The organism is Bradyrhizobium sp. Leo78 (assembly GCF_059512425.1).
Genome location: NZ_JCAMOT010000191.1, coordinates 1 through 510 on the forward strand (window position 1 = coordinate 1; position 510 = coordinate 510).

Below are 510 nucleotides of genomic sequence, written 5' to 3' on the forward strand. Positions count from 1 at the left end.
ATACCACATAGGGCCAGTTGACAGGCTCCTTGCAGAGACGGACCAAACGCTCTTCATCCTCGGGTCGTAGGTAGGCCCGGCAGGTGATCAGCAAAATAGAGTCTTCTGGTGACAACCGAAGCATCGCGGAGACTCCTGCGGCTGCGTGATTTATTTCGAACTTTCCGGGCTGCCGAATTCGGCTAGTGTCTGCCTCAGGTCGGCGAACTGTTGTTCGAAGGAAGCGAAACTCTGGTCGACGTTTTGTCCAAGCAACTGTTCAAGGCTGAGCGTTTCTTCAGCGCGTTCCTCTTGTCCAGACATAAGCTTGTAAACCGAACTTACCGGCAGCAATCGCGACAAGAGTTCACCACCGCGGCCCGTCTGGGCGCTGTCCCGAATTTGCCGGATGCAACTTTCGGCAAGCAATCCGTCAATCACGATTACCAGCTTGCCATCCTCTTCGTCAACGGCGTAGCCAAACAGTCGGGAACTAGCCATTGCCGCTACCTCTGAACCTTCTTGAGGTCT

The 510-nt window shown here is 54.5% G+C and carries 1 protein-coding gene; it reads right to left on the reverse strand.

What is annotated here, in order from left to right:
- Nucleotides 1–150: 150 nt before the first annotated feature.
- Nucleotides 151–510, reverse strand: a 360-nt coding sequence (locus tag AC5ZG1_RS44225) for a hypothetical protein (protein WP_496136545.1), incomplete at its 5' end; no start/stop codon positions are given.